The 12,247-nt window shown below is 59.4% G+C and carries 7 protein-coding genes; 4 read left to right on the top strand and 3 right to left on the bottom strand.

Features of this window, described 5'->3' with window-relative positions; translation table 11 throughout:
- Positions 1-35 precede the first annotated feature (35 nt).
- Together GXB78_RS02895 and GXB78_RS02890 are read right to left on the bottom strand one after the other, a co-directional pair.
- On the bottom strand, positions 36-1,520 hold the full coding sequence (locus GXB78_RS02895) for an NEL-type E3 ubiquitin ligase domain-containing protein (RefSeq protein ID WP_329514084.1): 1,485 nt from the start codon (positions 1,518-1,520) through the stop codon (positions 36-38).
- Between the two features lie 116 nt (positions 1,521-1,636).
- Positions 1,637-7,201: a leucine-rich repeat domain-containing protein gene (locus GXB78_RS02890; protein WP_329514083.1), complete on the bottom strand. Its 5,565-nt coding sequence runs from the start codon at positions 7,199-7,201 to the stop codon at positions 1,637-1,639.
- A gap of 152 nt (positions 7,202-7,353) precedes the next feature.
- Here GXB78_RS02890 and GXB78_RS02885 point away from each other — a divergent pair, with 152 nt between their 5' ends.
- From GXB78_RS02885 to GXB78_RS02875, 3 genes are all read left to right on the top strand, one after another.
- Positions 7,354-7,572, top strand: coding sequence for a DUF2970 domain-containing protein (locus GXB78_RS02885; protein WP_329514082.1), 219 nt, complete (start codon positions 7,354-7,356; stop codon positions 7,570-7,572).
- A gap of 470 nt (positions 7,573-8,042) precedes the next feature.
- Positions 8,043-9,701, top strand: coding sequence for a nitrite/sulfite reductase (locus GXB78_RS02880; RefSeq protein WP_329514081.1), 1,659 nt, complete (start codon positions 8,043-8,045; stop codon positions 9,699-9,701).
- Positions 9,685-10,179: a DUF934 domain-containing protein gene (locus tag GXB78_RS02875; protein WP_041478697.1), complete on the top strand. Its 495-nt coding sequence runs from the start codon at positions 9,685-9,687 to the stop codon at positions 10,177-10,179. Before GXB78_RS02880 ends, GXB78_RS02875 begins: the two co-directional genes overlap by 17 nt.
- A 66-nt stretch (positions 10,180-10,245) precedes the next feature.
- On the opposite strand, the gene sohB is transcribed toward GXB78_RS02875, so the two are convergent.
- Entirely contained in the window at positions 10,246-11,277 is a 1,032-nt protein-coding gene (sohB, locus tag GXB78_RS02870; protein ID WP_329514080.1) for a protease SohB, read from the bottom strand.
- 204 nt (positions 11,278-11,481) lie between these two features.
- Between sohB and GXB78_RS02865 the strand changes: the two genes are divergently transcribed.
- Complete coding sequence (locus tag GXB78_RS02865) at positions 11,482-12,192, top strand: histidine phosphatase family protein (protein WP_329514079.1); 711 nt, start codon at positions 11,482-11,484, stop codon at positions 12,190-12,192.
- Positions 12,193-12,247: the final 55 nt, after the last annotated feature.

Genomic DNA, 12,247 nt, shown 5'->3' with positions numbered 1-12,247 from the left:
CTTGTCAGGCCTCGATCCGCCACGTCATGGTGCCCTCAGGAACCGGATGCTGGTGGAAGGCGCCCGGGTTGCTCGGACTCAGCGGCGAAGCTGTTCAGCTCGTTGATCACCCGGCGTGTCAGCTCGGCGCGTTTCTGCCTGAGCAGCGCGTCCATGGCCTTGCCCAACCTGTCCAGCTCAAGGTCGTATTCTTCGGCGGTCAGTTCATTGCGGGCGAGACGCTGATTGAGCTGGTCCCACAGCTGCTGGCGTCGCTCGTTAACCGCAACCTCCAGCGAGGCCATCTCTCGTGGGTGAAGGTCTTGCAGATAACTGATCCAGTAGTCGCGCTCCGCCATGCTCACTGACAGCGCATCGGTGCGCTCTGCCTCAAGAATCGAGGCGCGGGTGTAGTCCAGCAGTTCATCACTCAGTGGGACGTCATAAATCATGGACGCGGGTTGCCCTGGTAAATCGACACCGTCACCCCAACCGCGGGTCAAGCCGATGCGATATTTAAGGCGCACTTCGGCACGATCCATCCCCACAGCTGCGGCTTCAGCCAGCGTCTCGACCCGATCCAGGCGAAACAGTTGCCGCGACAGACGCAGCAGCGTCCGACCTCGGAGCGCCATTCGATTCAACGGAATGTCACGCAATTGGTGATATACCGCAACCCGCACTTCCATATCACTGAATGTCAGAATTCGCCCGTCAGAGCAGGTACCGTGGGTCTCGGCGCCCAGAAACAACAGTTGCCGCAGTTCGGTATTTTCTGCAGCAGCCTGCATGACATTCCAGACTCTTTCCGTCAGGTCGCCTCGCACCTGCCGGTAGTCTTGCGTATCAATCAACAAGCGCAGCAACTGGAAAAACCGCTCGTGATTCGGCTCTTGCGCCAATTGCGCCCAGAGCCCGGTTCTTTGTGCAACCAGCTGCGGATCGCTGTCCGCAAGCCACGGATCGCGTGAGCGTGGCGCGATATCGTTGGCTGGATCGAAAACGTTCTCGGCAGGCAAGACTTGCGCATGGGGGTCGTAAACATCGCCGCCAGCGTTATCAACTGCAGCACCGTTTTCGGCAATCCCGAACACATCACCAAACACCTGATGTTCGATCATTGCCTCAATCTGCGCGCGCGTCATGCCCAGCACCTGCGGTGCCGAGTGTTCGCGACTGTAGCGCCTGAGATCCTGCAATGCAGAAAGCGACAAACGGCGATTTTCAGACAAATCCGAGCTGGCAATCAGACCCGAATGATCGCCATTGAAAAGCGCCCTGGGGATTTCCGCGATTTCGTTACCGCTGAGGTTCAAGGCCTGCAACCTGGGCGCCCTCAATACTCCGTCAGGCCATTCGCTCAGTTGGTTGTAACGCAGATCCAGAGACTCGATCACGCCATAGTCGGGCGGATTGAATACGCGAAGTTCGTTGTAACTCAAATCGAGCGTGCGCAGCCGCGCATTGCCCAGCAAAGGGTAAATACTCGTCGCACTGCGCAAGCTGCAATACTGCATTTGCAGACGCGTCAACTGACGCATGCGCAGCACCGGCGCGGGTACCGCTGCCAATTCGTTACCACTCAGAAACAACGTATCGAGGTCGGGGAAACCGTCGAGAAATCCCGCGCTCCCTCGCGCCGTGATCCCTGCACCGCTCAGATCCAGGTCGTGACCCCCGGAAACTGCACAACAAGCGTCGGCAGTTCTCCGGTCTGCAACCCTGCCAGTTCGAGCTCAAGACCAACGCTGCCTGGGTGCACCGTCAATGTATCCAGCCATGTCTCGCTGATCCGCCGGGCCACCAGCGAACGAACCTGCGCGCTGACCAGGAGCGTGTTCGTACGTACCTCTCGCGTGTAGAGCCAGTCGTTCAACTGACGGGTCAGCGCCTCGCAGCTCAAGTGCCACTCGCTGATCTGCGCATCGATCTGCGTGTCATTCAACGCCCGTGTCCGCAGCACCAGCAGACTACGTTGCGCCCGTTCGCGGTTCAGGATCACCGCCAACCGCTGCAGATGCCCAGAAGCGCCTGAGCGGCCGGCAGTAATGGGCGCCGGCTGCGGAAGTGGCAAGAGCAGTTCACTGAACGAAGCACCGGTTTCCAAAGGCGGAAAATGCTCAGGTACCGGCTCTGCGGCGAAGCGCGCCAATGTGCCCTGGCCCAACCCCCTCTGCTGCTCGATGCGCTGCAGCGCCGCGTGGAAGGCTGCTTCACCTTCAGCACTGAAGGCGTTGCCCGACAGATTTGTCCTCATCAACGCGTCAGGATGCGCCAGCGCTTGCGATGCCAGGGACGCGATACGGTTGTCTCGCAAATCGAGCCATGACAGCCGTGGCAGACGTTCCGCCCCCGTGGGCCAGGCCTGCAGATCCGTCGATCGCAGATTCAAGGCCTCGAGCCCGCTCAAGGCCGTGGCATCGAAACGCCCCAGCGGGTTATGGCTCAGGTTCAGTCGTAGCAGATGTGGCAGGGCATCGAGTTGGCGCTGGACCATCGCCGTCACCGTGATTCTGTTACTCGATACATCGAGCCGACGCAGCGCGGGCAGCTCCTGCGCCGCAAAAGGTAGCTCGGTGAAGGTACTTCCCCCCAGTTCGAGGGTTTCGATATGACTGAAGGCGCGAATAAAATAGCGCGCCTGGCCGGAGGGCACGTTCAGCCCCCCCAGACGCAGCGTGCGCACATGGGCGAAACTGCCGGCCGGCAACGACGGAAGCTCGACGCGGGTGGTGGCCCCGGGCAGCTCGACGAAGGCAAAGCGCTCTACGCTGGCTGCCAGGCCATAGCGCTGACGAATCGCCCCGTGCCAGTTGCTTTTCAGAGCACGCAATATTTCCGCATTGGCCCCTGTCGACCAGCGCCGCGCAGGCGCTGCATAGCGTGATCCCTGCCGCAGGGACGGTGGATAAAACGCGGCGAAGATGGCCTCATGTTCGGCCCGAAGCAGCTCGATCGCCGCGACCCTTGCCGACGGTGTTGACCAGGCCGCGTTGAATGCCTGCGGCAAAGGGTCGGTGCTATCCGGCACGACGGCCATGGTATCGAGCTCGGCCCGGCAATAATCACTGACCATCTGATGCACATCGAGCAGATGGCCGCGCGGGCCGGAGTGGCGGCTGACATACTCATAGGCCCGACGGAACGTTGCTGGGGTGACACGTGACCAATCCAGCGAAAGCCCGGCCCAGAGTCTTTCATGACCGCTGTAGAGCGAGTCGGGCAAGGTTTCAATCAAGGTGTGTGTCAGGTCAAGGCGTCTGAGCTGTTGAAGTCGTTCAACGTATGCCGGCCATCGCCACAACGCGTGGGGCGCATCGATGCGTAATCCGCGCAGTCGTGTCAACGGTTCCAGGTCAAGACCATGCAAGGTGGTGGAATCGAATCCGCCGTAGTCGATGCGCAGTTCCTCCAGCGAAGTCAGTGCACCAAGCCTTCGCGCAAAGCTCTCCGCCAGCAATGGCGCATCGGTAGAGAAACGCAGACGTCTCAGGCCAGACAGCCGCTCAACGGCCTCTGGCAATGTGGTAAGCGGTCGGGTCACGGGGGGCTGACCATAGCGCCGCAATTCACCGATCCTTAAATCGGTGACATTCGGGAACGCCGCCAGAAACCCATCCGCATTGGCGTCGGTGATGCCGATGCCGGTGATGGACAATTCGCGCACGTGGGGAAAGCTTGTCCCCAGCTCGGGCAATGGCGTGTCGCAATGGATTGTCAGGCGAGACGCCCCCGCCGCCTGCCCGTCCAGCGGACCATTACGCCATGTCTCTCGAAGTGTCTGCGCCAGTTGCGCCCTGTGCGTTGCAGTGCGGCTATCACTCGGCGCCGCCTGCCATCGCTCAAGTGCAACGTTCAATGCGTCCCAGTCCTGGCGGCGAGATTCCAGTTCGATGTGAATCTGCGCTTCACTCTGGCCGCGTTGCCGAGCGAGGAATGCCCGCGCCTGGCGTGTGTCGGGGTATAGATGCGCAATGCGTGATTCGAGGGATGGATTGAGGCCGGTACCACGGCCACTGGCGTAATAACCCAGCAATCGCGCCCCGACGCGCACCGGCGGTTTGAACCACTTTGCACGCGGTGACAGCAATCGCGCAGCTTCGGCTCGATGGAGGTGAGCCGATTCGATTATTTTCTGTTGCAGCTGACCATGGACGCTGCCCACAGGCAACCCGATTGATGAGCGTGTGTCCTCTGGCAACGCGTGCATGAGCGAACTGTAAAAGCTGTCCTGCACCCTCGATACTCTGTTCAATGCTTGGGCGTGATCATTGAACGCTTGATAGTAAGGTCCGTTTTTCACCAGGTAGCGTGTCACCGGGGCGATCGGCTCGCCGATGCTGTCGAGCAAAGTGCCGGTCACGCTCCCCTCACGAATCTCCAGACGCAACGAGTGCGGCCAGCCAGACAGCTGTTCCAGAGCGTGCAAGGCCAGGCGCCGACTGTCCGCCGACGCCAGGTTTTCGCTGTGCAAACCGGCGAATGCGCGGGCCTGGCGACCATGGCGGGCATGCCAGCGAGCCTCTTCAAGCATTCTCAAAGGGGAACGCCCGGTCGCATCCATTCGGGCCAGCTCGTGCGCCGAAGCATGCTCGATTACATCCTGGGCAGCCACATCGCTGAGACCGGGACATTCGCGCTGCAAAATGCGCGCGGGCGCAGGCAACGATTCCGTGCCCCGATAAAGACTGTCAAAAATCGCCGGTTGACGCGTATAGGCGTACTCGGCGAGTTGTTTGCCGAACTCATCGGGCCGCGCCGGGCGAAATTGCGCAGCCGTTCGCCCCAGCAGATAGTTGATTTCCTGCTCTTGCAATGCCGCCAGAATCCGCGCCGGCATTTCCCCGTTCAACACCTGCGTACGTGTCAGGCGGATAGCGGGCTTGTGGCTGGAGCCGGGCAGCGTATTCTGCGCACCATAGCGGATAACCGGCCCTGCGCCATGTGAATCAGCTGACATCTCCAGAACCCGATCGGACGGCCATCCGGGCATCTCGGTGATCAGCGGGACTGCATACAGGTAGTGCTCGTCAATGGGCCTGGCGCCGCGCAATTGCTCGACCATTTGCCGCGCCTGCGCATCGGCATCGAACAGGCGCATGGCATCTCGCAGTTCAGGGGGCGGTGGCAACTGATCCATATGCATCTTGCGCAGGGCGCCATCGCTGATACCGCTGATATCGGCCAGCGCCAGCAATGTGTCATCGGAGTAACCATCGGTGAGGTGCCCGATGCGCCGCAGCAGGGTCAAGCGATCCCACGCCATGGGCTGCTCCAGGCTCAGGCGCCAGGCACCGTGGCCGTTATGGCTGAGCATGGGCTGGTAAGCGAGAGAATCGGTGGGATGTTTCAGCCGCCATTGGCCGGTCGAGCGGTCAAACATCTGCTCATATAGCTTGTCGCCCTGGCGCATCCAGGTTTTGCCGTCGACCCGGTACTGCCCCAGCGTATCGGGCCGCGACAACTTGCCAGGCATCAGCTCTTGCTCATAACCGCGCAAGGCAGGCCTCCACAGGCGCCTCTCGCCAGTGGGCAGAGTCACCGGATGCAGATCGTCGATCACCGGCTCCGGTTTAACGGCTGTCACCCGGTTGAACGTTGCTCCTGCGGCGGCCATCACGCCGATCTGCGCAAGGTTTTCAGCAACATCCACGAGATGCGCCCTGGCGGCGTGTTTGTCCCCCTCGCTCCACTCGATCACGCCTTCGACAGTTTCGTAGAGCAACTGGGCCGTCATGACAACCAGCATGATTTCGCCCAGTACCGGAACGAACATGGACGCCATGTTCAGCGCCAGCAGACCGAATTGCAGCAGCCCCGACAGCTTGGCATCGCGCGCCTTGGCATCAACGTCCGCGGTGGGCACTGCGTGACCACGAGCATCATTGATTACCTTGTCACGGTGTTTTTCGTACAAGTACGCCCATAGATCGTTATTTCGCGCCCATGGATATACCTGCAGGTGCGGCATCAACGAAACAGCCACATAAGGGTCGGTATCCGCCACCATTTTCTGGTTTTTGGGTGAAGTCTTCCATATCTCCACGAAAATCAACGTTGTCTGCAGAATTTTGCGCCACGGTGACGATAGCCAATCCGATGCGCCATCAGCAGACTTTACGAATTGACTGAAGTAATACGGACGCTTCTCATAAGGGAAAAACTGACTGAAGAAACGCTGATAGGACGTGGGTGCCGTGCTGTCCGCCTGTTGCGCATCGCGCGCACTCAGCAGGCGCTTGAAGGTGTCCTGCATTTGCGTCCCGGTATAGCGCTTGAGCGGGTGTTCCGGATCGTTGGGCACATACAGGATTACCGCGTCCACCGGGTGATACTTTTGCGCGATCTTGAACACCACACAACCGACCAGCCTGTGCCGCATCAAGCCAAGGTCTTGAAACCATACCTGCTTGTCGCCGATTCGGGGGTGCCTGTTGCCGTTGATTACCGAAAGGATCATCGCGTGATCTTCAGGTTGAATATCCTTGGTCAACAGTGCGCGTTCGGCTGCCGCGCGCATGGCCGTTTTCTGACTGGCGATGAAATGCCGACGCAACTTCGCTTCCGCAGCCGGGTCGACCGGATGGAAGAACCGTGTCAGATAAGCCTGGTATTGGGCACCGATGTCCAGTTCCCGGCAGAGGTTGAGGTAGTTCCTGACCGACACATTCACCGGAACAGCCTTGAGAGCACCGTTTACGGCGGTTGCGGTTGCGAAACCAGAGCTGCTGTGAAACGCGCCGTAAGCACATTCATCACTTTCGAAATTGTGCAAAGCGGCCTGGAGCATCGGCAGCGTCAATGCCTCGAAGGAACCGATTTCCTCACCCAGCACGCCAGCTCGTATCGGCCGCCTGAGGCACAACAGGGTGTTGTCCAGATCCACGGCGACCTCGTAGCGCTGTTGCAGCGCCTGCGCCAGTAGCGGCCGGGCAAAGGTCTCGATGTCTTTGAAGGTCGACATCGATCGGTCCAGCCTCGTCTGAGCAATGAAACTCATCCTGTAGCTGGTATTCACCAGCCGACGCTGGGCCGGCGTCGCTTTCGTGTACCAGTGGGGGAATGCTGTCTGCGCCTGCTTGAGCTCAGCCTTCCTGCGCACCGGCGCCTGGATCAGCCAACGCGGCATCACTGACTCGAGCCAAGGTGCGTGGAGGCTCTCGGACGCCGCCGGTTTGAGGGGGCGTTCGGTAACTGTCGAAATGTCTGAATCGGTGGACATACATCGCTCCTGTTAGTGGAGCGACAGCACATCACTGACGCCGAGCTGTCCGGCGGTACATGGATATATCCCATGCGCAAAAGTTGTAACGTGGCATCCGCGACCACACTGATTGACTATGCTTGGGGGGACGATTTTTCGCAGAGGGATTTATGGACGATCCAGTCGACAACAACCCCCCGACTTTCTGGCAAATGGTGCACAGCGTCATGGCAGCAGCGTTCGGCGTGCAAAGCGGCAAGAACCGGGAAAGGGATTTTACCCACGGCAAACCCAGCCACTTCGTGATTCTCGGCGTGTTGTTTACAGCCGTGTTCGGCCTGACATTGTTTGCCATCGTCAAACTGGTGTTGTATCTGGCCGGGGTGTGATGGCACCAGGCAAGGCGCTGACTCAAGCTATCCGGGCCCTGGAACAAAGGCCCGGAACGCTGATTTACTGATGGCTGACCCAGAAGACCGCTGTTCCTACAACGAGAATGATCAGGAACAAAATGGCCCACGCGTCGACGCTGCTGTCGCTTTTCCTGGCTTTGGTCGGGTTGCTCATTGCATCGCCTCTTGTCGGTTTTATCGGTGATTGCACAAAGACTCGATCACAGTTAAGACGATGATTGTCCGCACGACAAATGTGGATTAGATGACCGGCATTCGCGTTAGGCGATTTGGTTCTTTACATATACTCAAACATCACTTTTGCGCATAACTGCAAACGGGTATATTGCCCCGGCTCCGTGACGGAGTGCGCGGCCGTGCGCGCAGAATTGCAGAGGCACCATCGGACTCCAGCAAGCGAAAACGCAGCGTTTTCCGAGAAGCCCAAGCCTGAGAACAGGACTTATATGTACGTATACGACGAGTACGATCAGCGGATCATCGAGGACCGCGTCAAGCAGTTCCGTGATCAGACCCGACGCTATCTGGCAGGTGAGCTGAGCGAAGAAGAATTCCGCCCCCTGCGCCTGCAAAATGGCCTGTACATCCAGCGTTTCGCGCCGATGCTGCGCGTGGCCGTGCCTTACGGTCAGCTGACTTCGCGCCAGGTGCGCATGATGGCCAAGATCGCCCGCGACTACGACAAGGGCTACGCCCACATCAGTACGCGGCAGAACGTGCAGTTCAACTGGCCGGCGGTTGAAGACATCCCGGACATCCTCGCCGAACTCGCGACCGTGCAGATGCACGCCATCCAGACCAGCGGCAACTGCCTGCGCAACGTCACCACCGATCAGTTCGCCGGCGTCGCTGCCGATGAAGTGATCGACCCGCGGCCATGGTGCGAAATCGTCCGTCAATGGACCACGTTCCACCCGGAATTCGCCTACCTGCCGCGCAAGTTCAAGATCGCCGTCAACGGTTCGACCAGTGACCGCGCTGCCATTGAAGTGCATGACATCGGTCTGGAACCTGTCTATAACGCCGCTGGCGAACTGGGTTTCCGTGTATTGGTCGGCGGTGGCCTCGGTCGTACCCCGGTGGTCGGCGCCTTCATCAACGAATTCCTGCCATGGCAGGACCTGTTGAGCTACCTCGACGCCATTCTGCGTGTGTACAACCGCTATGGCCGTCGCGACAACAAATACAAGGCGCGGATCAAGATCCTCGTCAAGGCCCTCACGCCGGAAGTGTTCGCGCAGAAAGTCGATGCGGAAATGGAGCACCTGCGCGGTGGCCAGACCACGCTGACCGAAGCCGAATTGCATCGCGTCGCCAAGCACTTTGTCGATCCGGACTACAAGGTCCTCGACAACCAGACCGCGCAACTCGCCGATCTGGACAAGGAGCACCCAGGTTTCGCCCGCTGGCGCAGCCGCAACACCCTGGCGCACAAAAAGCCGGGTTATGTTGCCGTGACGCTGTCGTTGAAGCCGACCGGTGTTGCCCCGGGCGACATCACCGACAAGCAGCTCGACGCCGTCGCCGATCTGGCCGACCGCTACAGCTTCGGTCAACTGCGTACATCCCACGAGCAGAACATCATTCTCGCCGACGTCGAGCAGAGCCAATTGTTCAGCCTGTGGGGCGAGTTGCGCGAGCAAGGTTTCGCCACGCCGAATATCGGCCTGCTGACCGACATCATCTGCTGCCCGGGCGGTGACTTCTGCTCGCTGGCCAACGCCAAATCGATTCCGATTGCCGAATCGATCCAGCGTCGCTTCGATGACCTGGATTATCTGTTCGACATCGGTGAGCTGGACCTGAACATCTCCGGCTGCATGAACGCCTGCGGTCACCACCACGTCGGCCACATCGGCATCCTCGGCGTGGACAAGAAAGGCGAAGAGTTCTATCAGGTCTCACTCGGCGGCAGCGCCAGCCGTGATGCGAGCCTGGGCAAGATCCTCGGCCCGTCCTTCGCACAGGAAGCCATGCCTGACGTGATCTCGAAGCTGATTGACGTGTACGTCGAACAACGTACCGAAGACGAGCGCTTCATCGACACTTATCAGCGTATTGGCATCGACCTCTTCAAGGAACGCGTCTATGCAGCGAATCATTAAGAACAACGAAGTCGTCGACGAGACCTGGCACCTGCTGCCGAAGGATTTCAACATCGATGAGATCAGCAACTGCGACGATCTGATCGTTCCTCTGCAGTTGTGGCGCGAGCACAGCCGCATGCTCAAGGCCCGCGACGGCGGTCTGGGCGTGTGGCTGGATGCTGACGAAGAAGCCGAAGAAATCGGTGAAGACGTAGGTGAGTTTCAAGTGATCGCGCTGAATTTCCCGGCGTTCACCGATGGCCGCAGTTACTCCAATGCCCGTCTGCTGCGTGACCGTTATGGTTTCAAAGGCGAGCTACGCGCGATTGGCGATGTACTGCGGGACCAGTTGTTCTACATGCATCGCTGCGGTTTCGACGCCTTTGCCATTCGCGCGGATAAAGACCCGTACGAAGCACTGGAAGGTCTCAAGGACTTCTCGGTGACATACCAGGCCGCCAGTGACGAACCGCTGCCATTGTTTCGTCGGCGCTAAGCCTGCGGGTTTATTGCGGACATAAAAACGCCGGTCATTGACCGGCGTTTTTTTATGCCTGCTCATTTACCAGAAGCGTTGCTGGGTGAGGCGGCTCCACCAGCTCAACAGCACACGATCCACCGAACCGCTGGCGGCCATGCCGATGCGTTCCTGCAGACTTTTGCGCTCGGCGTAGTGCAGATGATAAACCTCGGCCTGTCTGGCCTTCTGCGCCAGGTATTCGTCGCTGGTCTTCAGCTCATCCACCAGTTGGTTTTCCAGCGCAGCGATACCGAGCCACACCTCACCGGTAGCCACCTCATCGATCGCCAGTTGCGGGCGATAACGGGCGACGAAGTTCTTGAACAACCGATGGGTGATGTCGAGGTCTTCCTGGAACTTCTCGCGGCCCTTTTCGGTGTTTTCGCCAAACACGGTCAGAGTGCGTTTGTATTCACCGGCGGTCAGCACTTCAAAATCGATATCGTGCTTCTTCAGCAGGCGGTTGACGTTAGGCAACTGCGCAACCACGCCGATCGACCCAAGGATGGCAAACGGCGCACTGATGATCTTGTCGCCGATGCACGCCATCATGTAGCCGCCGCTGGCCGCTACCTTGTCGATACACACGGTCAATGGCACGCCGGCGTCGCGGATTCGCGCCAGCTGTGATGACGCCAGACCGTAGCTGTGCACCATGCCGCCGCCACTTTCCAGACGCAGAACCACTTCGTCCTTCGGCGTGGCCAGCGTCAGCAGTGCGGTGATCTCATGACGCAGGCTCTCGGTGGCGGAAGCCTTGATATCGCCGTCGAAGTCGAGCACGAATACCCGAGACTTGGACTCAGGCTTGCTCTTCTGCTTTTTCGCGCTTTTTTCGGTTTTCGCTTCGCCCTTGCGCAATGCCTTGAGCTGATCCTTGTCGAGCAGGGTCTGCTCAAGGCGTTCACGTAGCCCCTTGTAGAAATCGTTGAGCTTGCTGACCTGCAACTGACCGGCCGATTTGCGTCGGCCCTTGCTGCGCAACGCGGCGAAACTGGCGAGCACCACCAGAATGGCGATCACCAAAGTGACGGTCTTGGCCAGAAAGCTGGCGTATTCGGTGAAAAAATCCACAGAGACTCCTCAAAGCAATGCGTGATCATGTAATACACGCGGAATGGCTCCAGCATACCCATGCGCCGGCTCGTCGGCCAGCCGTGAAACCTCTGGCAACACGCCTGTAACGGGCATTTCAAACAAGCGTATGTTTTTTCATTGACAGCTCTCCGCCATCCCCATAACCTCGCCTGACCTTCAACGTACCGGGATGACGCGGACGTGGGCAGCATCTACTTGATACGACATGGCCAGGCCTCCTTTGGTGCGGACGATTACGACGTCCTGTCGCCGACCGGCGTGCGTCAGGCAGAAATCCTCGGCCAGCACCTCGCCGACCTCGACATCCGTTTTGATCGCTGCATTGCCGGTGATCTGCGCCGCCAGCAGCACACCGCCACCAGTGCACTGGAACAATTCAGTGCCCGAGGCCTGCCGGTCCCTGTCCTCGAAACCGATTCCGCCTTCAACGAGTTCGATGCCGACGCGGTGATCCGCGCCCTGCTCCCGGCCATGTTGCCGCAAGAGCCGGAAGCCCTCGACATCCTGCGCAACGCCGCGCAGAACCGCGGTGAATTCCAGCGCATCTTTGCCCTGATCGTCGAACGCTGGCTCGCCGGCACTTACGACACCCCGGGGCTGGAAAGCTGGCTGGGTTTCGTCGAACGGGTCCAGGCCGGCCTGCACCGTATTCTCGATCTGGCAGAAAAAAACCAGAAAATCGCCGTGTTCACCTCCGGCGGCACCATTACGGCCCTGCTCCACCTGATCACGCAAATGCCTGCCAGACAGGCCTTTGAACTGAATTGGCAAATCGTCAACACCTCGCTCAACCAACTGAAGTTCCGCGGTCGCGAGGTGGCTCTGGCTTCCTTCAACAGTCACGCACACCTGCAACTGCTGAAGGCCCCGGAACTCATCACTTTTCGCTGAGTCCGGCTTACTGTGACCCTGGCTGTAACCACCCAGCTCCCATGACCAAGAAAGG

It is taken from the genome of Pseudomonas moraviensis subsp. stanleyae, from assembly GCF_036283065.1.
In the GTDB taxonomy this organism is placed as follows: Bacteria; Pseudomonadota; Gammaproteobacteria; order Pseudomonadales; family Pseudomonadaceae; genus Aquipseudomonas; species Aquipseudomonas stanleyae.
This window is presented reverse-complemented; position numbering and strand designations above follow the sequence as displayed.